Here is a 26,189-nt window from a genome sequence, read left to right as displayed (position 1 = left end):
GTAGGGACGTTTCGGCGGCGCGACGCCGCCGGAGGCACGGTCAGGAGACGCCGAGTGCGCGATCCACGAGGGCGATCACGTTCTCGGTGCCGCTGCGCGTCCCGACCTTCTCGGCGGCCGCCGCCATCTCCGCGATCCGCGCCGGATCGTTCAGGACGGGGATCACGATGCGGCGCACGGCATCGCCGTCGAACGACGCGTCGTCGAGCAGGCGTGCCGCTCCGACGGCGACGGCCGACGCGGCGTTGAGCCGCTGCTCGCCGTTGCCCACCGAGTACGGCACGTACAGGGCGGGGATGCCCAGCGCGCTGATCTCGCTGACGGTGGCGGCGCCGGAGCGCGAGACGATCAGGTCGGCGAGGGCGAACGCGAGATCCATCCGATCCACGTAGCGCCGCAACGCGTATCCGGGCACCTCGGGGTCGACGAGGTCGCTGCGCTCCCCCGTGACGTGGAGCAGCTGCCAGCCGGTGGCGAGGATGTCTCCCCACGAATCCGCGAGCGCGTCGTTGAGCCGCTGGGCGCCGAGCGAACCGCCGAAGACCAGCAGCACAGGACGGGACGCATCGAGTCCGAAGTGCACCGCCGCCTCGTCGCGGGCTGCCGCGCGATCGAGCTCGATGACCTCACGGCGCAGAGGCATGCCCACCACCTCGCTGCCGCGCAGACGGGTGCCGCCGAAGGCGACTCCGGTGGCCGCGGCCCCTCGCGCGCCGAGGACGTTGGCCAGTCCCGGCTTGGCGTTCGCCTCGTGCACGACGAAGGGCACGCCCTCGCGACGGGCCGCGACGTAAGCCGGAGCGGCGGCGTAGCCACCGAAGCCCACCACGACATCCACGTCGTGGGCCCGGATGTGGTCGCGGACCTGAGCGATCGCGCGGCGGAATCGGGCGGGGAAAGATGTCGCCTGCCGGTTCGGACGGCGCGGGAAGGGCACCTTGTCAACGATCAACAGCTCATAGCCGCGGGCGGGGACGAGCCGGGACTCGAGGCCCTCGGCGGTGCCGAGCACGAGCACATCGGCGTCGGCATCCCTGGCCCGCAGTCCGTCGGCGACGGCGAGCAGGGGGTTGACGTGACCGGCGGTGCCACCGCCGGCGAGAAGGTACGAGGTCACCGTGCGACCCTACCCCGCCCCACTGATGCGTTCCGCAGAGGAGCCTGAGCCTCGACGGCGGGGATGGTGCGGGCGAAGGAGAGCAGCACTCCGCAGGCGATGAGCACGGCGAGCAGCGCGGTGCCGCCCTGCGACATGAACGGCAGCGGAACGCCCATGACCGGGAACAGCCCGATCACGACGCCGATGTTGAACACGGCCTGACCCGTGATCCAGACCGTGATCCCGCCGGCGGCGACGCGGATGAACGGGTCGGACGTCTTGCGGATGATGTGGAAGGCGCCGACCGTGAACAGCGTGAAGAGCGCGAGCACGACGATGCATCCGATCAGACCGAGCTCCTCGCCGACGATCGCGAAGATGAAGTCGTTCCCCGCGGCGGGCAGCCACCCGTACTTCTCCTGCGAGTTGCCCAGACCGACGCCGAAGATCCCGCCCGAGGCCATGCCCCAGATGCCGTGGATCGACTGGTAGCAGTCCCCCGTGTAGGCCGACATGTCGGAACAGGTCGCGGTGATGCGCCGCATCCGGTCGGGGCTGGTGATGGCGAGAGCGATCACCGACACGACTCCGAGGAGTACGGGCAGGATGAACAGCCGCAGTTTCACGCCGGAGAAGAACAGGCACCCGAGCAGGATGATCACGAGCACCATCGCCGTGCCGAGGTCCTTGCCCGCGATGACCGTGCCGATCGCGAGCGCCCCGACGGGGACGACCGGGATGAAGACCTGGTGCCAGGTGCCGAGCATGGTGTGCTTGCGCATCAGCACGAAGCCGATCCACAGGGCGAGGGCGAGCTTGAGGAACTCCGACGGCTGCAGGGTGAACCCCGCGACCTTGATCCAGTTGCGGTTTCCGCCGTCCTCGATGCCGAGCGGTGTGAACACGAGCAGCTGGAGGGCGACCGCACCGAAGAGCGCAGGCCACGCCATCTTCTTCAGGAAGGCGATCGGCAGTCGCGAGATCAGGAACATGAGCGGGACGCCGAGGACGGCGAAGATGCCCTGGCGCAGGGCGCCGTCCATCGGATTCTCGCCGCTGGCGACCGCGGTGGCGCTGGTCGCCGAGAGCACCATCACGAGTCCGAAGATCGTCAGCATCAGCGCGGCCGACGCGATCATGAGGAACTCGGTGGAGACCGGGGTGAACCTCCGGCCGAGCGAGACGCGAGCGGCGAGACCGTTCGATCCCCCGCCTCCGGACTCAGACCGTGGGGGGCGTGCGACCTGAGTCATCGGCGTTCCCCCGGTCTATCCAGTCCCGCACCGCCTCGGCGAAGCGGTGTCCGCGATCCGCGTAGCCTGAGAACTGGTCGAAGGATGCCGCTGCGGGGGCCAGCAGGACTGTGCCCTCACCCTCGACGATCCCCGCGGCGATCTCCACGACGCGATTCATGACGTGATCAGTCTCGCCAGCATCCACCTCGAACACCGGGACCGTCGGCGCGTGTCGCTCGAATGCCGCGACCACCGATCCGCGCTCGACGCCGATCACGACCGCCGCCCTGGCCGTCGCACCGACCGACGCGACGAGCTCGCCGATGTCGACGCCCTTGAGGTCGCCGCCGACGACCCAGATCGCTCCCGGGTATGCGCGCAGCGACGAGGCCGCGGCATGCGGGTTGGTCGCCTTCGAGTCGTCCACCCAGGTGATGCCCGCATGGCGCGCGATGACCTGGATGCGGTGCTCGTCGAGGCGGAAGGACTGCAGAGCGGCGTGGATCGCCTCCGGCTCGACTCCCAGCGACCGGGCGAGCGCGCTTGCGGCCAGGATGTTCTGCACGATGTGCGGAGCCGCGAGACCGACCCGCTCCAGATCGGCGACGGTGGTGAGCTCGAGCGCGCTGCGCGCCCTGTCGTCGAGGAACGCCCTGTCGACGAGCAGCCCCTCCACCACGCCGAGGTCGCTGGGACCGGGGATCCCGAGGTCGAACCCGACGGCACGCGCCCCCTCGACCACCTCGGCCTGCTCGACCATGGTGCGGGTCGCCGGATCTGCCTTGTTGTAGACGCACGCGACGCGGGTGTTCCGGTACACGATCGCCTTCGCATCGCGGTAGGCATCGGCGCTGCCGTGCCACACGAGATGATCGTCCGCGAGGTTGAGACACACGGACGCGTGCGGGTACAGCTCACCCTCGGCGCTCGACCGGCCGAGATACCAGAGCTGATGGCTGGACAGCTCGACCACCAGCACGTCGAAGCCCTCGGGGTCTCGCACCGCATCGAGGATAGGCACTCCGATGTTGCCGCAGGGGGCGGCGCGCAGCCCGCCCTCGACGAGCAGCGACGCGGTGAGCTGAGTGGTCGTCGTCTTGCCGTTCGTGCCGGTGATCAGCACCCAATCCGCGGACGAGCCGTCCGCTCGCCGCACCTTGTCGCGCACACGCCAGGCGAGTTCGACGTCGCCCCACAGGGCGATGCCGGACTCCTGCGCCCAGCGGATCACGGGATGTGCGGGCGAGAACCCGGGAGAGGCGATGATCACCTCGGGATCGAATCCGCTCAGGGCGGCGGGCACCGTCGCCAGCGGACCGAGCTCCAGGCGGGCCCCGATCACCGGAAGCAGCCGGGCGTACTCCTCTTCCGCGGACTCGCTGAGCACGAGCACGTCGGCGCCGAGCTCGGTCAGGGTGTCGGCGACCGAGAAGCCCGTCATCGACAGGCCGAGCACGGCAACACGCAGGCCGGACCAGTCGGCGTGCCAGCTGGTCAGCGTCGCGAGCCTGGCGTCAGTCGACACGGGTCAGCCATTCCACATAGAACAGACCGACCGCCGACACGGCCAGGAGACCGGCGATGATCCACATGCGCACCACGATGGTCACTTCGGACCATCCGCGCATCTCGAGATGATGGTGGAAGGGGCTCATCAGGAACAGTCGCTTTCCGCGAGTGATCTTGAAGTAGCCGCGCTGCAGGATGACCGACCCCGAGGCCATGACGAACACGCCGGCGATGATGAAGAGCAGCAGCTCGGTGCGGGTGAGGATCGCCATCGCGGTGATCACGCCGCCGATCGCCATCGATCCGACATCGCCCATGAAGACCTTCGCCTTGGGTGCGTTCCACCACAGGAACCCGATCAGGCTCGAGGCGACCGACGCCGCGATGATCGCGAGGCTGAAGGGGTCGCGGACCTCGTAGCATCCGCTGAACGCCGCCTTCTCGACGCCCTCCCCCACACACGACTGCTTGAACTGCCAGAAGGCGATCAGGCTGTAGGCGCCGACGACGATGACCCCGGCACCGGCCGCGAGACCGTCGAGACCGTCCGTCAGATTCACGCTGTTGGACGTCGCGACACCGATGATCGCGATCCACAGCAGGTAGAGCACCCATCCGAGGATCGCCGCGAAGGCGAACAGGTTCAGCCACGGGATGTCGCGGAACAGCGAGATCGATCCGGATGCGGGGGTCTGATCGAACGAGTTGGGGAAGTTCAGGGCGACGATGCCGAACGGGATGATCACGACGAGCTGACCGATGATCTTGCGCCACCCCGACAGACCGAGGCTGCGCTGGCTGTGCACCTTCATGTAGTCGTCGATGAAGCCGACGGCGCCGAAGCCGACCATGAGCCACAGCACGAGCAGCGCGGAGAGCGCGGGGGTGCCGCCGCCGACGTACGTCGCGGTGAAGTAGCCGACCATCGTGCCGAGGATGAAGATGACACCGCCCATCGTGGGCGTGCCGCGTTTGGCCTCGTGGCTCGGGTTCTCGATCGCTTCGGGGGTGCGGATGACCTGCCCCCAACCCCACTTGCGGAAGAGCCGGAGGAAGACGGGAGTCAGGAACAGGGTGAAGGCGAGCGATATCGCGGCCGCCATGATGAGAGACCTCACGAGAACAATTCTCCCAGACGATCGCCGAGATGCCGCAGGCCCACGGAGTTGGAGGACTTCACGAGGACGCGATCGCCGTCACGCAGCTCCGTGCGCAGGTACTCGAACGCCGCGTCCTGGTCGGGGAAGAAGACGGCTTCGCTGTCCCAGGACCCCTCGCTGATCGCGGAGATGAACAGTCGGCGCGCCTCCGGCCCGACGACCACGATGCGCTGGATGTTGAGGCGCACGGCGAGCAGCCCGATCCGGTCGTGCTCCTCGCCCGCGGTCTCGCCGAGCTCGCTCATGGCGCCGAGGACGGCGACGGTGCGCTCGTCCTGGCCGGTGATCTGCGCGAGGGTGCGCAGCGCTGCCGCCATCGAGTCGGGGCTCGCGTTGTACGCGTCGTTGATGATGCGCACCCGGTCGTTGCCGAGCGGCTGCATCCGCCAGCGCTCGGCGATCTCGACGGTCTCGAGGCGCGCGACGGCGTCGGCGGTCGAGACCCCGAGTACCCGAGCGGCGGCGATCGCCGCGAGCGCGTTGCCCACGTGGTGTGCACCGAGCACCTGGAGTCGCAGCGGGATCCGCTCTCCCCCCGCCTCCACCACGCACATCGTGCCGGAGGCGGTCACCTCGACATCGTGCGCGCGGACGTCTGCGGCATCGCTCTGCCCGAAGCCGACGACCGACATCCCCCGGGACGTCGCCAGGTCGCTCATGGCGGCGACTCGAAAGTCGTCCACGTTCAGCACGGCGGTGCCAGAAGAGGTGGCCGCCGAGACGAGCTCGGACTTGGCCTTCGCCGTCGCCTCGATGCCGCCGAACCCTCCGGCGTGGGCCATGCCCACCATGAGGACCACCGCGACATCGGGATGCACGAGGCCTGCCAGTCGTGCGATGCTGCCGGGAGCATCCGCCCCGAACTCGCTGACGAGGAACCGGGTGCCGTGGGTGACGCGCAGCATCGTCACCGGCGCGCCCACCTCGTTGTTGTACGACTTGATGGGAGCGACGGTCTCGCCCTCGTCGGAGAGGATGCGGGCGAGGAAGTTCTTCGTCGTGGTCTTGCCGTTCGAGCCCGTGATGCCCACGATCCTGAGGTCCCCGGCGGCGCGGACGCGAGCGACGACCTCACGGGCCAGATCCGCGAGGGCGGTCACGGCGTCGGGGACCACGATCTGCGGGATGTCCTCGTCGACCACGTGCTCGACGATCGCGAGAGCCGCGCCCGCCTCGCGCGCTGCGCCGACGAACCGGTGCCCGTCGGTCTCGGCACCGGGCTTCGCGACGAAGATCGAGCCGGGACCCATCTCTCGGGAATCGGTGTCGACGATCCCGTCGACGATGGTCTCGGCGGTCGCGGGACCCGCGAGACGGAGATCACCCCCGAGGACGGTGGCGATCTCAGCAAGCGACAGGGCGATCATGACGTCTCCAGGCGCGGCGGGGCGCCGGCTATTCGAACTTCGGGAGCGGTGCGTCCATCGGAGTGGAGGACGGCATCACGCGGTAGGTCTTCATGGTCTGGGTCATCGCCTTCTGGAAGGCCGATGCGGTGGCGGCAGACGATGTAATTCTAGTCGGCTCGTCGAGTGTGACCACGACGACGTACTGGGGGTCGTCGACGGGGGCGAAGCCCACCATGCTCGTGTAGTAGACGCCCGACTTGTAGCCGCCGTTGCCGTCGGGGATCTGTGCGGTACCGGTCTTGCTGGTCACGCGGTAGCCGGGGACCTGGATGCGTTCGGCGTTGCCGCCCTGGACGGCGACGTTCTCGAGCATCCGGGTGATGTCCGCTGCCGTCTGGGTCTTGATGATCTGCTCGTGCGCGGGGGCGTCGGGCGTGACGACGGTGCCGTCGGGCGTTGTGCAGGACTCGATGAGGGAGAGACCGATCTTCTCGCCGCCGTTCGCGATCGCCTGGTAGGCACCCGCGAGCTGCGGAGCCGTCACCGTGAAGTACTGACCGAAGGTCGTCGTGTACAGCGACTGGTTGTCCCATTCGCTGGTGGGATGCAGCAACCCGCTCGTCTCGTCGGGGAAGCCGATCGTCTTGGTCCCGACGCCGAAGCGCTCGAGGTAGTCGTGGCGCACGTCGGGGCTGACCATGGTGCCGAATTTCGACAGCGCCACGTTCGACGAGTCGATGAGGGCGCCCGCGAGCGTGTACTGGAAGGTCGGGTGCACGAAGGCGTCGTTGATGACGGCACCGTTCTCGAACTTCTCGTGCGACGACGCCGACACCGTGGGGGTCGTCATCGTGACGCCGGCGTTCTCCATGATCGCCGCGGCGGTGACCGGCTTGAACGTCGAGCCCGGCTCGAACGGGTAGGTGAAGAGCTTGCTGCCCCAGGTGTCGGGCGACGAGGCGTTGAGGTCGTTGGGGTCCATGGTGGGCCATTCGGCCGCGGCGCGGATCTTGCCGGTCCCCACCTCGACCACCGTGACGGTGCCGCCCTTGGCGCCCTGGGTCTGCGCCTCTTCGGCGATCATCTGCTGCATGTACCACTGCAGGTCGCTGTTGATGGTCAGCTGCACCGAGCCGCCGTCGACCGCGTCTGTCCTGCTCTCGCTGCCCGGGATGACCACGCCGTTCTTGCCGGTGCGGTACGACTCCTCGCCGTCGGTCGGAGCCAGGCACTTCTCGTCCATCTTCTCGACGCCGGCCTGAGCGGTGCTCGTGCCGTCGAGGAAGCCCAGGAGGTTCCCGGCCACGGCGCCGTTCGGGTAGACCCTGACCTCGCGAGGCTTCATCTGGAGGTAGGAAGAGATCTTGAGGTCGCGCAGCTGGATGTACTTCTCGGTGCTCAGCCCCTTCACGAGCGGGAAGTACTGCGAGTCGGGGTTGTCCGCGAGCACCGCCGCGACGTCGGCGCGGAGCTTGTCGGCGTCCAGGCCCATGATCTCCGCGATACGCGTGGACGCCTCCGCCCAGGGCAGCGCCGGCGGGTTCTTTTCGTCCTCTTCCAGCAGGCGGATGACCTGCGGGCTGAGCTGCGCGTCGTACACCAGCACGCTCTCGGCGAGCACCGAGCCGTCGGCGTCCACGATCGATCCGCGTTGACCGGGGATGGCCGTGCCGTGCGCGATGTACTCCATCGACTGGGCGACGTGCTCGTCGGCCTTGACCACCTGGATGTCCACGAGTCGGACGACGAACGCCCCGAGGACCGCGAGGATCACCGCCAGAGCGACGACCGTGCGTCGCCGAGGCGTCCGGGTGGCTCGTGTCGTCATGGATGCTCTCCGTCAGCTCGGGGTGGTCGGTGGGGTCGTGGCTATCGTGTGCTCGGGCTCGGGAGGCCATCGGTGATGGCCGGCGGGAGCTCCTGCATCGACTGCCCCGACGGTGCGTCCGGAGTGTCATCGTCCGCTGTCGATGCGTTGACCGGGACGTCGTTGAGGAGTGCGTTGCCCACCGCGCCCGCGCCGGTCGGATCGATCGTCGACGCGCCGGCCGCGCCGGTCCCCTGCCCGAACACCGCGCCGTCGCTCAGTCTCAGGTACGCAGGCGAACCCGCCACCACCATGCCCAGCGCCGCGGCGCTCGTCGCGAGCGACTGCGGGGAGCTCATCCCGGTGAGGTCCTCCTGCAGCGCATCGGTGCGCAGGTCGAGCTCGTGCTGCTGCGAGGTGAGTCCGGCGAGCGTGAACGAATCCTGGGTGATCGCGAGCGAGAGCCCTATCTGGGCCGCACCGATCGCGAGCGCTCCCCCGACGGCCAGCAGCGCGTAGGCGAGCTTCGGGCGGCGACGCTGCGGCGTCCCGGTGACGGGCTGCAGTGTGCGGCGGGGAGTACGGGCGGGAGCCTCGGGTGCGGGCCGGTTCGGACGGACGGCGGCGTTCAGGCTCATGAGTTCTCCCGCACCTTCTCGGCGGCGCGCAGGCGCACCGGGATCGCCCGAGGATTGCGTGCGCGCTCGTCGTCGTCGGCGAGTTCCGCGCCCCGGGTGATGATGCGGAATCGTGGCGCGTGCTCCGGAAGCTCGACCGGGAGGCCGCGCGGGGCGGTGGATGCCGCACCGGCGGCGAACGCCTGCTTGACGAGCCTGTCTTCGAGGGACTGGTACGACATGACCACGATGCGTCCGCTCGGCGCCAGGGCGTCCATCGCGGCCGGGATCGCGTCGGCGAGCACGTTGAGCTCGGCGTTCACCTCGATGCGCAGTGCCTGGAAGACGCGCTTCGCCGGGTGTCCCGCGCGCTGCGCGGCGGCGGGCGTCGCGGCGATGAGGATCTCGACGAGTTCACCGGAACGGGTGATCGGCTGCTTCTCGCGGGCGGCGATGATGAACCGCGCGTACCGTCCGGCGAGCTTCTCCTCGCCGTAGCGTTCGAAGATGCGGCGGAGGTTGCCCTCGTTGTAGGTCGCGATGACCTCGGCTGCGGTGATGCCCTTGGTCTGATCCATCCGCATGTCCAGCGGAGCATCCTTGGAATACGCGAAGCCGCGTTCCGCTTCGTCCAGCTGCAGCGATGAGACGCCGAGGTCGAAGAGGATGCCGGCGGCCCCCTGCGCATGCAGTCCGATCTCGTCGTAGACCGTGTGCACCAGCGTGACCCGGTCGGCGAAGCGTGCGAGCCTCTCCCCCGCAATGCGGAGGGCATCGGTGTCGCGGTCGAGACCGACGAGGCGGATGTGCGGGAAGCGCTCGAGCAGCGCCTCGGAGTGGCCGCCCATGCCCAGCGTGGCATCGACGAGCACCGCTCCGTCGGCCTGCAGGGCCGGAGCGAGCAGCTCGACACAGCGGTCGAGCAGTACGGGGGTGTGGATGTCGCGGAGGTTCATGATCTTTCTCGGGTGACCCTGTGGTGGAGTCCAAGGCCCTGATCCCCCTCCGCTTCTCGACCCGGCACCGGGGAAGTGTGTCGGGGCGGGAGCGGCGGGGCATCACGGCCGTGGTCAGAAGAGTCCCGGGATCACCTCCTGCTCGAGATCGGAGTAGGTCTCCTCACCGGCGGCGAGGTAGGCGTTCCAGCTCTCGGCATCCCAGATCTCGGCATGTGCGCCGACTCCGGTGACGACGAGCTCCTTCTGCAACCCCGCGTACTGACGGAGGTGAGCGGGGATGGTGATGCGGTTCTGGCTGTCGGGCATCTCCGCACTCGCACCGGAGAGGAACAGACGCATGAAGTCGCGCGCCTGCTTGTTCGCGAGCGGCGCCTGACGGATCCGCTCGTGCATGGTCTCGAACTCGGCCGTGCTGAAGACGTAGAGGCAGCGTTCCTGCCCCCTGGTGACGACGATGCCGCCACCGAGGTCTTCGCGGAACTTCGCGGGAAGGATGACCCTTCCTTTGTCGTCCAGCTTCGGCGAGTGCGTGCCCAGCAACATCGGCCATCACCCCCTCTCCGTCCGGCCAACTCGAGGTGCGCCCCACTTTACTCCACTTTCCTCCACAAACCTACGACGAATCGGCGCCCGGGCACTCCGATTAGAACCCCAACCCGCGGTATTCCGCGGTATCACAGGGATCGCGGCGGGTGGAGGGAGGTGGAGGACGGAGACGACGCGGGCGCGCGCCCCGCGCAGACACGACGAAGGCCCGGATGCTCAGAGCATCCGGGCCTTCGTCGAGGAAGTGTGTGGGGAGAGTCAGCGGCCGTCTTGGCGGCGGTCCCATCGATCGTTCATCCGGTCCATGAAGGACGCGGAGCTGTGCTGCTTGGCGGCACGCTCCTGAGGCACCGACGACAGGGGCCTGCGCACCGGGGTGACGGCGAACATCACGCCGCCGAGCATCGCGGCGAATCCGACGACGCCGACCACGACGCCCCAGACGTCTCCGAGGACGACTCCGACGATCAACCCGCCGACACCGGCGAGGAGCAGCAATGCTCCGTAGACCAGATTGCGGTAGCTGAGTGCTCGGTCACCTGACGGCGCACTGACGACGTCTGCGTCGTTGTGGAGGAGATGGCGTTCCATCTCGTCGAGCAGACGCTGCTCCTGTTCGGAGAGTGGCATTTCGTCCCCCTCGGGTATCGTCTGTTCATTCTACGCGCGGTATGCGGCTCCGGGCTAGCAGTTGGCGCCCTGTTCGCTTTACGTATGCTGGGAGTCGTGCCGTCCCCCACACTCGTCCCCGACGCCGTCGCCGCACGCCTGCATCTCTTCCTGGAGCGGATGCGGAGCGAGTCGAGCGACTACGGCCCCGACGCGGCCGGTCTCATCGACTCGGCCGCCGACACGCTCGTGGGGGGCAAACGACTCCGGGCCCGCTTCTGCCACGCCGGTTGGCAGGCCGTCGCCCGCGTCGCAGACCGGGACGCCGCGCCGACGGATGTGCTCTGGGACGTCTGTGCCGCTCTGGAGATCTTCCAGTCCGCCGCCCTCGTGCACGACGACCTGATCGACAACTCCGACACCCGCCGCGGTCGCCCCGCGGCGCACCGCGCGCTCGAGGGCACGCACCGCGATGCGGGGTGGCGCGGCGACGCGGCGGCGTTCGGCCGATCCTCGGCGATCCTGCTCGGCGACCTCCTGGTGGCATGGAGCGACGATCTTCTCGAGGATGCCGTGGCCCCGCTGCCCCATGCGGCGGCGGTCCGTCACGAGTATGCGCGCATGCGTCGCGATGTCACCGTCGGGCAATTCCTCGACATCGCGGAGGAGTCCGCGTGGAGTGTGCACGCCACCGAGTCGCATCTCGCTCGGGCGCTGCGCGTGGTCTCTCTCAAGTCCGCGCGCTACAGCATCGAGCAGCCTCTCGTGCTCGGCGCGGCGATCGCCGCGGGCGATGCGGATCAGCTCGACGCGCTGCGGCGCTTCGGGCACCCCGTCGGAATGGCCTTCCAGCTCCGAGACGACCTGCTCGGCGTATACGGCGACGCCGCCGTCACGGGAAAGCCCGCGGGCGATGACCTGCGCGAGGGCAAGCGCACCGTGCTGGTCGCGCTCACGCGGCAGACCCTCGACACCGCGACACGCGATCTGTTCGATGAGATGCTCGGGGACCCCGACCTCACGACCGAGCAGATCGCGTTCCTGCAGGACACCATCTCGGGCTCCGGCGCACTCGATCAGGTGGAGCGGATGATCGGGGACTACGCCGAAGAGGCCGACGGGGCGCTCTCCGACGCACGCCTCGACGGCGCTGCGCTCGGAGAGCTGCGGGATCTGGCGCGCGCGGCGACCGTCCGGACGGCCTGACAGGACGCCGGCGGTTCGGAGCCGCACCGGCTCCCGGCGGTCAGGGTCAGGCGAGGGTGCGAGCGATCCGACGGACCGAGCTCTTGTGCCCGGCGAGGAGAGCGTCGATCGGCGAACGGCCCAGCTCCTCCTCGGGTGCGAGCAGCCAGTCGATGACCTCGTCGTCGGAGAAGCCCGCATCCTGCAGCACGATGATCGTGCCGCGCAACGACGGCAGCGGGCTGCCGTCGACGATGAACACGGACGGGACCGCGAAGACGCCCGTGCGGCGCGAGCCCACGAGGTAGTGCTCGTCGATCAGCCGGCGGACACGACCGAGGGCCTCGTCGAGGACATCGACGAGGTCGGGCATCGTCAGCCACTCGGTGGGGGTGGGTGCAGACGCATCCGCGAGGTGCGCGGATGCCGTCGCGGGCTCCGGGTTCTCGGGACGATTCTCAGACGGGTTCACTTCAGGCACAGACACGATGCAACTATCTCACCTCTGCGCGCACCTCGCACTTTCGTTCACACCAGTCTCTTCTGCCTCTCCAGTCTCATCTTTCACATGAGCCCCTCCAGTTGACTTACGTTTACATCCGTGTCAGCGTGGGCGGACGCCGAACAAGGGAGATCGCCTTGAGAACGCAGACTGTCGCGCACCGAACGCGCTACCTCCGACTGGGCGTGCCCGCCGCCGTGCTGGGAACTCTCACGGGGGCCATCGCCGTCGCACCCGCGCACGCAGAAGGCGCCGCCCGTCCGGTGGAGCGACTGCAGTCGCCACCCACCCGCTTAGCGCCGACCGAGGCCCCACCGGCCACGTACACGGTGCAGCCGGGCGACACGATCGCCGCCATCGCCACCCGATTCGGCCTGCGCACCGTGGACGTGCTCACCGCCAACGGGCTGGGATGGCGGTCGGTCATCTACCCGGGTCAGGTGCTCTCGCTCACCGGATCCGCCGCACCGAGCGCGCCCGCGACGTCGCCATCCCCCGTCGTCACGACGACCACCCACGCGGTGCTCGCCGGAGACACGGTGTTCGGCATCGCGCAGAAGTACGGCACCACTGTCGACGCGGTGCTCGCCGCGAACGGGCTGACGCGCGCATCCGTGATCTATCCCGGGCAGCAGCTCGCGCTGACGGGTGCCCCGGCCCCGGCAGCGCAGGCACCGGCCGCCCCGGCGGCTGCGCCCGCATCGGCCCCCGGCGGCCGGACTCACACGATCGTGCCGGGCGACACCCTCTTCGAGCTCGCCAGGACGTACTCCACCACGGTCGCCCAGCTGTATGCGCTCAACGGCCTGACCGCCGAATCGATCATCTATCCCGGGCAGAGTCTCGTCGTCGCCGCGGCGCCGGCCCCCACCCCGCCGGCCGCACCAGAACCTCCTGTGCAGCTGTCCACGGCCCTCGATGCCGAGCAGGCCGGCAACGCCGCTCTCATCATCGGCATCGGCAGGGAGCTCGGCGTACCGGACCGCGGCATCGCGATCGCTCTCGCGACGGCGATGGTGGAGTCGGGCATGCGCAACCTCGCCTGGGGTGACCGGGATTCCCTCGGCCTCTACCAGCAGCGCCCGAGCATGGGGTGGGGCTCGCCCGAGCAGGCCATCGACTCCGACCGCAGCACCCGCGTCTTCTACGGCGGCGCGTCGGATCCCAACGGTCCGGCATCCCGCGGCCTGCTCGACGTCTCCGGCTGGGAGGGGATGCGGTTCACCGACGCGGCCCAGGCCGTGCAGATCTCCGCATATCCGGAGCGGTACGGCCAGTGGGAGACGCAGGCGTACCAGTGGCTCGCCAGCCACGGGTGAGGCGGTTTCCGGCAAACCCGCAGGGTCGAGGGGCGAGCCGCTCCCCGAGCTTTCAGGCAGTTCTCCATAGAATCTTGACGTGACGACCAATCAGCAGGCCGACCCCCTCATCGGGCGGCTCGTCGACGGTCGGTACCGAGTGCGTGCACGGATCGCGCGCGGAGGCATGGCGACCGTCTACGTCGCCACCGACCTCCGGCTCGAACGACGCATCGCCCTCAAGGTCATGCATGCCCACCTGAGCGATGACTCCGCCTTCCAGAGCCGGTTCATCCAGGAGGCCAGGGCCGCAGCCCGCCTGGCCGACCCGCACGTGGTCAACGTGTTCGATCAGGGCCAGGACGGCGAGCTCGCCTACCTGGTGATGGAGTACCTGCCAGGGATCACCCTGCGCGAGCTCCTGCGCGAACAGAAGCGGCTCACGATCCCGCAGACGATCACGATCATGGACGCGGTGCTCGCCGGGCTCTCCGCCGCACACCGCGCAGGCATCGTGCATCGCGACGTCAAGCCCGAGAACGTGCTGCTCGCCGAGGACGGCCGGATCAAGATCGGCGACTTCGGGCTCGCCAGGGCGACGACCGCCAACACCGCCACCGGACAGCAGCTGCTGGGGACGATCGCCTACCTCGCGCCCGAACTGGTCACCCGCGGGACGGCGGACGCCCGCAGCGACATCTACGCGCTCGGCATCATGCTCTACGAGATGCTCGTGGGTGAGCAGCCGTACAAGGGCGAGCAGCCGATGCAGATCGCCTTCCAGCACGCGACCGAATCCGTGCCGCGCCCCAGCGTCCGCAACCCCGGCGTGCCCGAGCAGCTCGACGAGCTGGTGCTGTGGGCCACCGAGAAGTCCCCCGACGAGCGACCGGACGACGCTCAGCAGATGCTCGATCGCCTGCGCGAGATCGAACGCGGTCTCGGTATCGCCCCCGCCGTCGCGGCGGCGACCATGTCGCAGCGTTCGCAGGCGGATTCGGGCGATGTCACCAAGGTGATGCCGAGCACGATCGCGATCGCCGATCCGACCGCGCCGGTGGCTGCGCCCGTCGACAACGCCACGCTGCTGCGCCGACGATCGTCGCGCCGACGTGCGCGCGGTGCCTTCCTGCTGACGCTGGTCCTCCTGCTCGCGACCGTGGCCGGTGGGGTCGGCTGGTGGTTCGGGTCGGGACCAGGATCCCTCGTCGCCGTTCCTGCGGTCGCAGGGATGTCGTACGACGACGCCGCGAACGCCCTGACCGCCGAGGGGTTCACACCCGTTCGCGGCGAGGAGAACTCCATCGATGTCGCCCGCGACCAGACGATCCGCTCCGACCCCGACGAGGGCGCCCGACTCGACAAGGGTGCCGAGGTCACGGTCGTCGTCTCGATCGGTCCCGCATCGCACACGGCCGAGACGCTCAACGGCAAGACCGAGCAGGAGGCCCGTGATTACCTGGCGGGCATCAGGGTCAACACGGCCGAGACGTCTCTGGTGCTGTTCTCCGATGCCGATGCCGGGCGGGTGATCAACGCCTTCGTCACCCCGCGCGACGGCGGCGAGGTGTATGCCTGCGCCGAGGGTTGCGAGCTGTTCGAAGACGATGCGGTCGAGCTCTACGTCTCGGCCGGCGCGTTCCCCGACGTCGCGGGGTTGTCCGTCGACCAGGCCACGAAGACCCTCACCGACAAGCAGCTCCAGGTCAGCGGAGACATCCAGTACGTCTCGAGCGAGGACGTCGACAAGGATCGCGTCATCGGCGTCGCCGATCGCGCCGAAGAGGGCAACTGGCGCCCCGGTGACCAGGTCCAGCTCATCGTGTCGACGGGCCCTCCCCTGTTCCCCGTCCCGGATGTCACCGGGATGAGCCGGGACGAAGCCGCGCAGGTGATTCGCGATGCGGGCTTCGAGCCCACCTGGAACGGCATCTGGAACGCCTTCCCGAACGACTTCACCGAGGTCACCGGATCGGATCCGGGTGAGGGTGAGCAGCGACGCAAGGGGACGAAGATAACCCTGCAGATCCGCAGCAGCGCCTTCTAGCCGCGTGACGGCGGCCGTCGCTGCACAGCTCCTCCGGCGCACCGATCCTCCGGCGCACCGATCAACGAGAACCGCCCTCCCGGAGTCTCCGGGAGGGCGGTTCTGTCGTCGGTCAGGGATCAGCGCTTCTCGAGCTCCTCGGCCACGAGGAACGCGAGCTCGAGCGACTGCATGTGGTTCAGGCGCGGATCGCACAGGCTCTCGTAGCGGGTTGCGAGAGCCGCCTCGTCGATGTGCTCCGATCCACCGAGGCACTCGGTGACGTCGTCACCCGTGAGCTCGACGTGGATGCCGCCGGGGAACGTGCCGACGGCGCGATGCGCCTCGAAGAATCCGCGCACCTCGTCCACGACGTCGTCGAAGCGGCGCGTCTTGTATCCGGTCGGCGTGGTGATGCCGTTGCCGTGCATCGGGTCGGTCACCCAGAGCGGCTGGGCGCCGGAGTCGCGGACCGCCTCGAGCAGCGGGGGAAGCGCGTCGCGGATCTTGCCCGCACCCATCCGGGTGATGAACGTCAGCCTGCCGGGCTCGCGGTTCGGGTCGAGCTTGTCGATCAGCGCGAGAGCGGTCTCGGGTGTCGTGGTCGGTCCGAGCTTCACGCCGATCGGGTTGCGGATCTTCGAGAAGTAGTCGACGTGCGCACCCTCGAGCTCGCGCGTGCGCTCACCGATCCACAGGAAGTGCGCCGAGGTGTTGTACGGCGTGTCCGTGCGGGAGTCGATGCGGGTCATCGGGCGCTCGTAGTCCATGAGCAGTCCCTCGTGCCCGGTGAAGAACTCGACGCGCTTGAGCTCATCGAAGTCGGCACCCGCCGCCTCCATGAACTTGATCGCGCGATCGATCTCCGCCGCCATGCGCTCGTACCGCTGGTTGGCCGGGTTCTGCGCGAAGCCCTTGTTCCAGGAGTGCACCTCGCGCAGGTCGGCGAAGCCACCTTGCGTGAACGCCCGGATGAGGTTCAGCGTCGACGCGGCCGTGTGGTATCCCTGCAGCAGGCGCCCCGGATCGGGCTGACGCGAGAGCTCGGTGAAGTCGTATCCGTTGACGATGTCGCCGCGGTATGCGGGCAGCGTCACGTCGCCGCGCGTCTCCGTGTCGCTCGAGCGGGGCTTCGCGAACTGCCCGGCCATGCGGCCCATCTTGACGATCGGCATCGATGCGCCGTACGTGAGCACGACGGCCATTTGCAGCACGGTCTTGATTCGGTTGCGGATCTGCTCGGCGGTCGCGCCCGCGAACGTCTCGGCGCAGTCGCCGCCCTGGAGCAGGAACGCCTGTCCGGATGCCGCGCGGGCGAGACGGTCGCGGAGGTTGTCGACCTCACCGGCGAACACCAGCGGCGGGAGCGCTCCGATCTGCGTGGAGACCTCGGCGACGCGCTCTGCGTCCGCCCACTGAGGCTGCTGCTTGATCGGGAGCGAACGCCACGCATCAAGCGCGTCGATGTGGTGCTGGAGCATGAGACCAGCCTAGTGCGCGCGTGGCGCGCCGGATGCCTCAGGACCGCTGTGTGACGCGGGCCGGAAGACGGTCTTTCACGGTCGACGCATACACGTCGTCGTACTGCTGCTCGCCGAGGCGGTGGAGGGCGACCATGATCTCGTCGGTGACCGAGCGGAGGATGTATCTGTCGTTCTCCATGCCCGCGTATCGCGAGAAGTCGAGGGGCTCGCCGATCACGATGCCGACCCGCACGATACGGGGCAGCCGCTGCCCGATCGGCATCGCGGTGTCGGTGTCCACCATGATCACGGGGACGACGGGGACCTTCGCCTCCAGCGCCATCCGGGCGATGCCCGTGCGACCCCGATAGAGTCTGCCGTCGGGACTGCGGGTCCCCTCCGGGTAGATCCCGAGGAGGTCGCCTCGACCGAGCACCTGGAGGCCGGTGTTGAGGGATGCCTCCGAGGCCTTGCCGCCGGAGCGATCGATGGGGATCTGCCCCGTGGCCTTCATGAAGAACTTGGTCGCCCAGCCCTTGAGTCCGCGCCCGGTGAAGTAGTCGCTCTTGGCGAGGAAGGACATGGGACGGTCGATCATCAGCGGCAGGAAGATCGAGTCCGCGAAGGACAGGTGGTTGCTGGCGAGGATCGCGGCGCCGCTCGCGGGGATGTTCGCACGCCCGACGACCCATGGGCGGAACACCGCTTTGACCACGGGACCGATCGCGACGTACTTCATCAGCCAGTAGAACATCGAGGTGAAGTCTAGCGCCGAGACCGCGATCCGCCGCGCACGGAACGACAGCTCCGCCATGGGCGACTGGGTTTCATCAACCGTGCGACCGAGTCTCATACTCTAGACTCGGGTGCAACCCAGTGCCCGACCGGTACCGAAGGAGCTGCCGTGGTCCAATTCGAAGTCCCCGCCGTCGTCCCCGCCGATCCCGATGCGAACATCGCCGACCTGCTGGCCCAGCGCGTCGCGGCGACGCCGGATCGCCCGCTCTTCTCCGTTCCGGACGGCGAGGGATGGCGCGACATCAGCGCCTCTGCCTTCGAGACCGCGGTGATCGCCCTGGCCAAGGGCCTCGTCGCTGCCGGCATCCAACCCGGCGAGAAGGTCGGTTTCCTCGCGCGCACCACCTACGAGTGGACGCTCGTCGATTTCGCGCTCTTCTACGCGGGTGCCGTGATGGTCCCGATCTACGAGACCAGCTCGCCGTCGCAGATCCAGTGGATCCTCGAGGACTCCGGCGCCATCGCGCTGATCGTCGAGTCCCCCGAGCACTTCGCCCGACTCGACGAGGTGCGCGGCGATCTGCCCCTGCTCCGCGAGGTCTGGCAGCTGCATCTCGGCGCGATCGACACGCTCACGGCGCAGGGCGCATCGGTCTCGGATGCCGAGATCGAACGCCTGCGCGGCCTCGCGGTCGGCTCCGACATCGCCACGCTGATCTACACGTCCGGCTCCACGGGCCGCCCGAAGGGCTGCGTGCTGACCCACAGCAACTTCGTCGAGCTGTCGCGCAACTCCGCCAAGGCCCTGGATGCCGTCGTGCAGACGCCCGGGTCGTCCACGCTGCTGTTCATCACGACGGCGCACGTGTTCGCCCGCTTCATCTCGATCCTCAACATCCACGCCGGCGTGCGCACCGGGCACCAGCCGGACACACGACAGCTGCTTCCGGCACTCGGATCGTTCAAGCCGACATTCCTGCTCGCCGTCCCCCGCGTCTTCGAGAAGGTCTACAACTCCGCAGAGCAGAAGGCGGAGGCCGGCGGCAAGGGCAAGATCTTCCGCGCCGCCGCGGATGTCGCGATCCAGCACTCCAAGCTGCTCGAGGAGGGGAAGAGCATCCCGTTCGGGACGAAGCTGAAGTTCGCCCTGTTCGACAAGCTCGTCTACGGCAAGCTGCGGGATGCCATGGGCGGCCGCATCGTGTACGCGGTCTCGGGCTCCGCTCCGCTCGGAGCGCGCCTCGGGCACTTCTTCCACAGTCTCGGCGTCGTGATCCTCGAGGGCTACGGCCTCACCGAGACCACCGCGCCCGCGACCGTCAACCTCGCCGACAAGTCCAAGATCGGCACGGTCGGCCCCTCGCTCCCCGGCGTGGGAGTGCGGCTCGCAGACGACGGCGAGATCGAGGTGAAGGGCGTCAACGTCTTCAAGGAGTACTGGAACAACCCCGAGGCGACCGCCGCGGCGTTCAGCGACGACGGCTGGTTCCACACCGGTGACATCGGCAGCTTCGACTCCGAGGGATTCCTCACCATCACCGGCCGCAAGAAGGAGATCATCGTGACGGCGGGCGGCAAGAACGTCGCACCGGCGGCTCTCGAGGATCCGATCCGCGCGAACCCGATCATCGGACAGGTCGTGGTCGTCGGCGACCAGCGCCCCTTCATCTCGGCCCTGATCACCCTCGACCCCGAGATGCTGCCGACCTGGCTCGCCAACGCCGGGCTGCCGAAGGACATGTCGCTGGCGGATGCATCGACCGATGACACCGTGCGTGCCGAGATCCAGAAAGCCGTGGATGCCGCCAACTCCCGCGTCTCGCGCGCCGAGTCCATCCGCAAGTTCACGATCCTCGACAGCGAATGGACCGAGGCCTCCGGGCACCTGACGCCGAAGCTGTCGATCAAGCGGAACGTGATCATGAGCGACTTCGCCGATGAGATCTCGGCGATCTACGACGAGCCGGTCACCACCACGAACGTCGCCATCGGCGGCTGAGCGGCACACCCCGATCACGAGAGTGGCCCCGCCGTCACGGCGGGGCCACTCTCGTGATCCGGAGCGGTCAGAACCAGGCGCTCTCGCGCACTTCGCGCATGGCGCGCTTGCGCGTCTCGGCGTCGAGCCTGTTGAGGTAGAGCGTGCCGTCGAGGTGATCCGTCTCGTGCTGCAGCGCCTGGGCCAACAGGCCGTCGCCCTCCAGGACGACAGGCTCGCCGTCGAGGTCGATGCCCTCGACACGGGCCCACGGATGACGCAGGGCATCGTGCCACAGTCCGGGAACGGACAGGCATCCCTCCCCCGTCGGGACCGGCTCGCCACGCACCTCGGTGAGCACGGGGTTCAGCACGTACCCGATGTCCCCGTCGATGTTGTAGCTGAAGGCGCGGAGCGCCACACCGATCTGCGGAGCGGCCACACCGGCACGGCCGGGGAGCTCGACCGTGTCGATCAGGTCGGCGACCAGTGCCCGCACGCCGTCGTCGATCGCGCCGATCGGCGCACACACCGTGCGCAGCACCGGGTCTCCGAAGACGCGGATCTCGCGAACCGTCATCAGGCGTCCTTCGCCCGGAGTCCCTCGACGAGGAGCGCCGCGAGCTCCCGCGCCGCCACCCGCGTCTCGGGCTGCAGGTTCGCGAAGACGATCGTCCCGCCCCCGGCGATCTGCGCGTCGTACGGCATGCGCACGACCTTCTTGGCGCGGGTGCGGAAGTGCGCCTCGAGCTCGTTCAACCGCACGAGCGGGGCGCCCGGGGTCGACTGGTTGAGCACCACGACCGCGTCCCGCGCCTGGTCGGCGTATCCGTTGCTCTCCAGCCAGGTGAGGGTCTCGGATGCGAGACGCGCCTCGTCGACGCTCAGCCCCGACACGATCACGATCTGGTCGGCGAGGTCGAGCGTGGCCGACATCACCGAGTGGACGATGCCGGTACCGGTGTCGGTGAGGACCAGCGAATAGTAATGCGCCGCCACCCCCGCGACATCGCGGTAGTCGCTGTCGCTGAAAGCCTCCGCGATCCGCGGATCCGAGTCCGAGGCGAGCACGTCCAGCCGCGTCGCGTCGCGCGCGACGATCGCCGAGATGTCATGGTAGCCGCGGACCTCGTCATGGATGCGGACGAGGTCTCTCACCGAGCGCTTGTGGTTCGGTCGCACGACCCGATCGGCGAGAGTGCCCCGGTCGGGATTCGCGTCGACGGCGATCACCCGATCGTCCCTGGCATCCGCCAGGGCCATACCCAGCAGAGCGGTGATGGTCGTCTTTCCCACGCCGCCCTTGCGGGAGAGCACGGGGACGAAGCGGGCGTTCCCCACGATCGGGGCCGCGATCCGCGCGCTGAGCGCCTTGCGCTCACGCGCACGTCGTCCGTCGCCGATGTTGATGCGGCGTCCGGAGATCGTGTAGAGGAAGTGACTCCAGGCGCCCTCCGGTTCGGGTTTGCTGACGCGGTGCGGATCGAGCAGCCGATCCGCGGTGAGCAGGTCCGCGCTCTCCCGGGAGGAGTCGTCGAGGTCGTCCAGCCTCTTCGAAGTGAGCTGCACGTCCGTGCGCGAGGCCCGACCGCCGCGCGGTGCGAGGGGTGCGCTCTTCGATGTGTCCACGGTCGAACTCTCCTTCTTGGCGAGCGATGCCGCTGCCGCGGATCTGCGGGAGGTGGGCACGGATGCGGTGTCGGCGCGTGCGCGGGCGACGAAGGCCGCCGCCGCAGCGGCATCCGCCGCATCAGCCGCAGCCGTGTCGACAGTGATGGTGACCGGCTCCGGGACGGGCGTGGGCTCCGGTTCCGGTTCCGGCTCCGGCTCCGGCTCCGGCTCCGACTCGGGCTCAACCTCAGGCTCGATCTGCAGCTGCGGCTCGGACTCGGGCTCGATCTCCGGCTCAACCTCAGGCTCGATCTGCAGCTCCGGCTCGGACTCGGGCTCGATCTCCCGCTCCGGCTCGGCATCCGGCTCAGGCGCGATCTCAGCGACACCCGGTTCGATCTCCGGGTCCGGCTCAGCCACCAGCTCCGGCTCCGCTTCCCGCGCAGGCTCGAGTTCGGTCTCCACCGGTCCGGCCTCCGCCTCGGCCTCGGTGGGCTCAGGCTCGGGGTCGGGCTCGGCATCGAGTTCGGGCTCGACATCCAGCTCACCCTCGGCAGCCGGCTCCGGCTCGAGTTCGACCTCGACCTCAGCCTCAGCCTCAGCCTCAGCCTCAGCCTCAGCCGGCTCAGTCGATTCGGGCTCGGGCTCACGCTCAGTGCGGAGTTCCGGCTCGACGGGAAGCTCGATGATCATCGGCGCGCTGCCCAGCGCCGGCGGCGAGGCGATGCCCGCCGCAAGAGTCTCCGCAGCCGCCTTCGATGCGGCGACCGGCTCGTCGACGATGAGGTCGGCGATCACCTCGCCGTCGACGACACCGTCGTCCTCGAGGTCGTCTTCGTCGTCCGTCGGCAGTACCACGCTCACCTGAGCGGTGTTGCCGAGGATGCTGATGTGCGAGGTGTCCAGGGATGCGGCGTCGTCGAGCACCCCTCGGGATTCCTCGTCCGGCGTATCTGCCACTTTCTTCGGGGTCACGTCGTCGCTCCAAGCTTGTGCGGGCCTCGGGTGCGCTGGTGAGCGCGGCCTCGCCCGCACAAGATTAGTGCGCGGGAGTGATCACGACCAAAAGATCTCCCGCTTCCACCTGCTGCGTGGCGCCGATCGCGAGACGTCCGATCACGCCGTCGACCGTTGCGGTGATGGCGGCCTCCATCTTCATCGCCTCGATGGACGCGACCGGCTCACCGGCGCGCACCGAGGTCCCGACGTCGACCTTGAGCGTGACGACCCCCGAGAACGGGGCCGCGATCTGACCGGGCACCGAGGTGTCGGCCTTCTCCACCTCGTGGGCATCGACCGCCACGGATCGATCGCGCACGAACACCGGACGCAGCTGCCCGTTCAGGGTCGTCATCACCGTGCGCATGCCCTTGTCATCCGCGTCGCCGATCGCCTCGAGGCCGACGAACAGCTGCACGCCACGGTCGATCTCGACCCGGTGCTCCTGACCTTGGACGAGGCCGTAGAGGTAGTCCGAGGTGTCGAGCACGGAGAGGTCGCCGTACTGCTCGCGCACCTGGGCGAACTCGCGGGTGGGTGCGGGAAAGAGCAGAGCGTTGAGTCGCGCGCGTCGTGACGCGCTGTCACCCGTGAGGGCGGCCTCGTCGTCCGCGGAGATGTCCGTGAGACCGACCCGCACCGAGCGTCCGGCGAGCACCTTGGTGCGGAACGGCTCAGGCCACCCGCCCGGCAGCTCGCCGAGTTCACCCGCCATGAACCCGACGACGGAATCCGGGACGTCGTACTTCTGGGGGTTCGCCTCGAAGTCAGCGGGATCCGCCTTCACCGCCGCGAGATGCAGCGCGAGATCCCCGACCACCTTCGACGACGGCGTCACCTTGGGAACGCGGCCGAGGATGCGGTCGGCGGCGGCGTACATGTCCTCGATGAGCTCGAAGTCATCGGCGAGTCCCAGCGCCTTCGCCTGCTGACGCAGGTTCGAGAGCTGTCCACCCGGGATCTCGTGGTGGTAGACGCGTCCGGTGGGTCCGGGCAGACCCGACTCGAACGGCGCGTAGACGCGGCGCACCGCCTCCCAGTAGGGTTCGAGATCCGAGACGCGGTCGAGGTCGAGCCCGCTGTCGCGCTCGGTGTGCGCGAGTGCGGCGACGAGCGATGACAGGGACGGCTGGCTGGTCGTCCCCGACAGCGGAGCGGATGCCGCATCCACAGCGTCGACGCCGGCGGCGCTGGCCGCGAGGAGCGTCGCGAGCTGGCCACCTGCGGTGTCGTGCGTGTGCAGGTGCACGGGCAGATCGAAGCGCTCGCGCAGCGCGGTGACGAGCGTCGCCGCCGCCGCCGGCCGCAGGAGCCCCGCCATGTCCTTGATCGCGATGATGTGCGCGCCGGCGGCGACGATCTGATCCGCGAGCGCCAGGTAGTAGTCGAGGGTGTAGAGATCCTCAGACGGATTCAGCAGGTCACCCGTGTAGCAGAGCGCCACCTCGGCCACGGCCGTTCCGGTGCGCCGCACCGCCTCGATCGCGGGGCGCATCTGTTCGATGTCGTTCAGCGCGTCGAAGATGCGGAAGATGTCCACCCCGCTGTCGGCCGCCTCCCTGACGAAGGCGTCGGTGACGGCGGTGGGGTACGGGGTGTAGCCGACCGTGTTGCGTCCGCGGAGCAGCATCTGGATCGCGACGTTGGGCAGTGCGGCCCGAAGCCGATCGAGACGCTCCCACGGGTCCTCGCCGAGGAACCGCAGCGCCACGTCGTAGGTCGCCCCTCCCCAGGCCTCGACCGACAGCAGCTCGGGCGTCAGTCGGGCGATGTGCGGCGCGACGGCGACGAGGTCCCGCGTGCGCACCCGGGTCGCGAGCAGCGACTGGTGGGCGTCGCGGAACGTCGTGTCGGTGATCGCAAGCGCGGTCTGCGCGCGCAGACCCTTCGCGAACCCATAGGGCCCGAGCTCGAGGAGCCGCTGCCGCGACCCTGCCACCGGCTCGGTCGACGGGTCGATCCGCGGGAGCTTGGCCCTCGGATCCAGAGCGCCGGGGTGCGCGCCGTGCGGCTTGTTGACCGTGACGTCGACCAGCCAGTTCAGGATCTTGGTCCCGCGGTCCTTCGACTCGCGACCGCGCAGCAGATCGGGGCGCTCGTCGATGAACGAGGTGCTCACGTCGCCCGCGATGAACGCCTCGTCCTCGAGCAGCGCCTGCAGGAAGGGGATGTTGGTCGACACCCCGCGGATGCGGAACTCCGCGAGCGCGCGCCGCGCACGAGCGACGGCCGCCGGGTAGTCGCGCCCTCGGCAGGTCAGCTTGGCCAGCATCGAATCGAAGTGCGGACTGATCTGCGCGCCCTGATGCACGGTGCCGCCGTCGAGTCGGATGCCCGCGCCGCCGGGTGAACGGTACGTCGTGATCTTGCCGGTGTCCGGGCGGAATCCCTGCGTGGGGTCTTCGGTGGTGATCCGGCACTGCAGCGCGGCACCCCTGACGTGCAGGTTCTGCTGCTCCAGCCCGAGCTCGGCGAGGTTCTGGCCCGCGGCGATGCGCATCTGGCTCTGCACGAGGTCGACGTCCGTGACCTCTTCGGTCACCGTGTGCTCGACCTGGATGCGGGGGTTCATCTCGATGAAGACGACCTCGCCGGCGCGCTCCCCCGCGGTCTCGAGCAGGAACTCCACTGTGCCCGCGTTCTCGTAGCCGATCGATCGGGCGAACGCCACGGCGTAGCCGTGCAGAGCTGTGCGGATGCCGTCGTCGAGGTTCGGCGCCGGAGCGATCTCGACGACCTTCTGATGCCGGCGCTGCACGGAGCAGTCGCGCTCGAAGAGGTGGACGGTCTCGCCGGTCTTGTCGGCGAGGATCTGCACCTCGATGTGCCGGGGGCGCAGCACCGCCTGCTCGAGGAACATCCGCGGGTCCCCGAACGCGCTGCCCGCCTCACGCATGGCCTCGGCGAGGGCAGGGGCGAGTTCCGCCGCCGACTCGACACGACGCATTCCACGACCACCACCACCGGCGACAGCCTTGGCGAAGAGGGGGAAGCCGATGTCCTCGGCCTGGGCGACGAGGACATCGATGTCGTCGGAGGCCTCGGTCGACCGCAGCACCGGCACGCCGGCACCGATCGCGTGGCGCTTGGCCTCGACCTTGTTGCCCGCCATCTCAAGCACGGACGCGGGCGGCCCGATGAAGACGATCCCGTTCGCCGCGGCCTTCTCGGCGAGCTCCGGGTTCTCCGACAGGAAGCCGTAGCCGGGGTAGATCGCATCGGCGCCCGCGTCCTTCGCGACCCGGATGATCTCGTCGACGTCGAGATAGGCGCGGACCGGATGCCCGCGCTCACCGATCTCGTAGGCCTCATCCGCCTTCAGCCGATGGACCGACCCGCGGTCCTCATGCGGGAAGACGGCGACGGTCCGCGCCCCCACCTCGAAAGCCGCTCGAAAGGCACGGATCGCGATCTCGCCGCGGTTGGCCACAAGGATCTTCTGGAACATGCACACCTCTGAAAGCTCGATGCGCGCGGGATTCCTCGCGCATGGGGCGGG

The 26,189-nt window shown here is 68.9% G+C and carries 20 protein-coding genes; 4 read left to right on the top strand and 16 right to left on the bottom strand.

The window, feature by feature from the left end:
- Positions 1-40: 40 nt before the first annotated feature.
- From FQ142_RS06655 to FQ142_RS06610, 10 genes are all read right to left on the bottom strand, one after another.
- Positions 41-1,117, bottom strand: a complete 1,077-nt coding sequence (locus FQ142_RS06655) for a UDP-N-acetylglucosamine--N-acetylmuramyl-(pentapeptide) pyrophosphoryl-undecaprenol N-acetylglucosamine transferase (protein WP_149422740.1) — start codon at positions 1,115-1,117, stop codon at positions 41-43.
- A complete protein-coding gene (ftsW, locus tag FQ142_RS06650) occupies positions 1,114-2,352 on the bottom strand; it encodes a putative lipid II flippase FtsW (RefSeq protein WP_149422739.1) in 1,239 nt (412 codons plus the stop codon). Before ftsW ends, FQ142_RS06655 begins: the two co-directional genes overlap by 4 nt.
- Complete coding sequence (murD, locus tag FQ142_RS06645; protein ID WP_149422738.1) at positions 2,321-3,859, bottom strand: UDP-N-acetylmuramoyl-L-alanine--D-glutamate ligase; 1,539 nt, start codon at positions 3,857-3,859, stop codon at positions 2,321-2,323. Before murD ends, ftsW begins: the two co-directional genes overlap by 32 nt.
- Positions 3,849-4,961 (bottom strand): phospho-N-acetylmuramoyl-pentapeptide-transferase, encoded by a 1,113-nt coding sequence (gene mraY, locus FQ142_RS06640; protein WP_045253727.1) that lies wholly within the window; start codon positions 4,959-4,961, stop codon positions 3,849-3,851. Before mraY ends, murD begins: the two co-directional genes overlap by 11 nt.
- Complete coding sequence (locus FQ142_RS06635; protein WP_149422737.1) at positions 4,958-6,370, bottom strand: UDP-N-acetylmuramoyl-tripeptide--D-alanyl-D-alanine ligase; 1,413 nt, start codon at positions 6,368-6,370, stop codon at positions 4,958-4,960. Before FQ142_RS06635 ends, mraY begins: the two co-directional genes overlap by 4 nt.
- 28 nt (positions 6,371-6,398) lie before the next feature.
- Positions 6,399-8,180 carry a peptidoglycan D,D-transpeptidase FtsI family protein gene (locus FQ142_RS06630; RefSeq protein WP_149422736.1) on the bottom strand — a complete coding sequence of 594 codons (1,782 nt, stop codon included), beginning with the start codon at positions 8,178-8,180 and terminating at the stop codon, positions 6,399-6,401.
- Positions 8,181-8,221: 41 nt separating this feature from the next.
- A complete protein-coding gene (locus FQ142_RS06625; protein WP_149422735.1) occupies positions 8,222-8,797 on the bottom strand; it encodes a hypothetical protein in 576 nt (191 codons plus the stop codon).
- The gene (gene rsmH, locus FQ142_RS06620; protein ID WP_056418588.1) at positions 8,794-9,732 is read right to left on the bottom strand and encodes a 16S rRNA (cytosine(1402)-N(4))-methyltransferase RsmH; all 939 of its coding nucleotides are present in this window, start codon (positions 9,730-9,732) and stop codon (positions 8,794-8,796) included. Before rsmH ends, FQ142_RS06625 begins: the two co-directional genes overlap by 4 nt.
- Before the next feature lie 114 nt (positions 9,733-9,846).
- Positions 9,847-10,278: a division/cell wall cluster transcriptional repressor MraZ gene (mraZ, locus tag FQ142_RS06615; RefSeq protein ID WP_045253722.1), complete on the bottom strand. Its 432-nt coding sequence runs from the start codon at positions 10,276-10,278 to the stop codon at positions 9,847-9,849.
- Between the two features lie 261 nt (positions 10,279-10,539).
- Entirely contained in the window at positions 10,540-10,911 is a 372-nt protein-coding gene (locus FQ142_RS06610) for a DUF3040 domain-containing protein (protein WP_149422734.1), read from the bottom strand.
- Between the two features lie 84 nt (positions 10,912-10,995).
- Between FQ142_RS06610 and FQ142_RS06605 the strand changes: the two genes are divergently transcribed.
- Positions 10,996-12,096, top strand: coding sequence for a polyprenyl synthetase family protein (locus FQ142_RS06605; RefSeq protein WP_149422733.1), 1,101 nt, complete (start codon positions 10,996-10,998; stop codon positions 12,094-12,096).
- Positions 12,097-12,142: 46 nt separating this feature from the next.
- Here FQ142_RS06605 and FQ142_RS06600 read toward each other — a convergent pair whose 3' ends face one another.
- Positions 12,143-12,547 carry an Rv2175c family DNA-binding protein gene (locus tag FQ142_RS06600; RefSeq protein WP_350537778.1) on the bottom strand — a complete coding sequence of 135 codons (405 nt, stop codon included), beginning with the start codon at positions 12,545-12,547 and terminating at the stop codon, positions 12,143-12,145.
- A 167-nt stretch (positions 12,548-12,714) separates the two neighbouring features.
- On the opposite strand from FQ142_RS06600, the gene FQ142_RS06595 reads away from it, so the two are divergent.
- On the top strand, positions 12,715-13,896 hold the full coding sequence (locus FQ142_RS06595; RefSeq protein ID WP_262492081.1) for a LysM peptidoglycan-binding domain-containing protein: 1,182 nt from the start codon (positions 12,715-12,717) through the stop codon (positions 13,894-13,896).
- Between the two features lie 79 nt (positions 13,897-13,975).
- Positions 13,976-15,922 (top strand): Stk1 family PASTA domain-containing Ser/Thr kinase, encoded by a 1,947-nt coding sequence (gene pknB, locus FQ142_RS06590; RefSeq protein WP_149422731.1) that lies wholly within the window; start codon positions 13,976-13,978, stop codon positions 15,920-15,922.
- 119 nt (positions 15,923-16,041) lie between these two features.
- On the opposite strand, the gene FQ142_RS06585 is transcribed toward pknB, so the two are convergent.
- Together FQ142_RS06585 and FQ142_RS06580 are read right to left on the bottom strand one after the other, a co-directional pair.
- Positions 16,042-17,382: a class II 3-deoxy-7-phosphoheptulonate synthase gene (locus FQ142_RS06585; RefSeq protein WP_149422730.1), complete on the bottom strand. Its 1,341-nt coding sequence runs from the start codon at positions 17,380-17,382 to the stop codon at positions 16,042-16,044.
- Between the two features lie 37 nt (positions 17,383-17,419).
- The gene (locus FQ142_RS06580; RefSeq protein ID WP_149423465.1) at positions 17,420-18,118 is read right to left on the bottom strand and encodes a lysophospholipid acyltransferase family protein; all 699 of its coding nucleotides are present in this window, start codon (positions 18,116-18,118) and stop codon (positions 17,420-17,422) included.
- 150 nt (positions 18,119-18,268) lie between these two features.
- On the opposite strand from FQ142_RS06580, the gene FQ142_RS06575 reads away from it, so the two are divergent.
- Positions 18,269-20,101: an AMP-dependent synthetase/ligase gene (locus FQ142_RS06575; protein WP_149422729.1), complete on the top strand. Its 1,833-nt coding sequence runs from the start codon at positions 18,269-18,271 to the stop codon at positions 20,099-20,101.
- Positions 20,102-20,168: 67 nt separating this feature from the next.
- Here the strand turns inward: FQ142_RS06575 and def are convergent, their stop codons facing one another.
- The 3 genes from def to FQ142_RS06560 all read right to left on the bottom strand — a co-directional run bounded on the left by def (position 20,169) and on the right by FQ142_RS06560 (position 26,138).
- Positions 20,169-20,660: a peptide deformylase gene (def, locus tag FQ142_RS06570; protein ID WP_056418612.1), complete on the bottom strand. Its 492-nt coding sequence runs from the start codon at positions 20,658-20,660 to the stop codon at positions 20,169-20,171.
- Positions 20,660-22,666, bottom strand: coding sequence for an AAA family ATPase (locus tag FQ142_RS06565; RefSeq protein ID WP_262492080.1), 2,007 nt, complete (start codon positions 22,664-22,666; stop codon positions 20,660-20,662). Before FQ142_RS06565 ends, def begins: the two co-directional genes overlap by 1 nt.
- Positions 22,667-22,730: 64 nt before the next feature.
- Positions 22,731-26,138 carry a pyruvate carboxylase gene (locus tag FQ142_RS06560; RefSeq protein ID WP_149422728.1) on the bottom strand — a complete coding sequence of 1,136 codons (3,408 nt, stop codon included), beginning with the start codon at positions 26,136-26,138 and terminating at the stop codon, positions 22,731-22,733.
- Positions 26,139-26,189: the final 51 nt, after the last annotated feature.

It is taken from the genome of Microbacterium sp. ANT_H45B, from assembly GCF_008369345.1.
GTDB lineage: Bacteria > Actinomycetota > Actinomycetes > Actinomycetales > Microbacteriaceae > Microbacterium.
This window is presented reverse-complemented; position numbering and strand designations above follow the sequence as displayed.